This is a genomic window from Pseudomonas sp. AC083 (genome assembly GCF_979253165.1).
Genome location: NZ_CEEDDH010000048.1, coordinates 1 through 409, shown reverse-complemented (window position 1 = coordinate 409; position 409 = coordinate 1). Strand labels below are relative to the sequence as shown.

At 40.8% G+C, this 409-nt stretch carries 1 pseudogene; it reads right to left on the bottom strand.

Annotated features, from left to right (window positions below):
• Positions 1-249 (bottom strand): annotated as a pseudogene (locus AC0IXA_RS27185) (hypothetical protein); the annotation flags it as partial.
• Positions 250-409: the final 160 nt, after the last annotated feature.

The following is a 409-nucleotide window of genomic DNA, read 5'->3' as shown; positions in this document are numbered from 1 at the left end:
GGCTTGGGCTTTTTTTGCAAGTGAGATGGGCAATCCAATCACAAAGGCTAATTCCATATGATTGAAAATCGTCCATCCTCCGCTTTCAATTAGTGTCCAAATCTTATACCACATCGTACCTTCTGAAGCCATTTCCCCCATACTCGCTGGATTCTTACATAAAGTCGCGAGGCCGACAACAAGACCAAAAAACGCGAATAAAAGTACAGGAACTACCATAGCACTGCCAAACCGCTTGATTGCATTCATAAGCATTACCCCTTTGCTTGATCCATAACACCACTGTAAAGGCAGCGCTTACAAAAACCAATAGGTTTGACGTATTTAGAAATCAAGTTGTAACATTAGATTATATTTTCACAGGAAGAAAATATTTTCATGTTGGAGGGCACATCGCATGATACTGGAC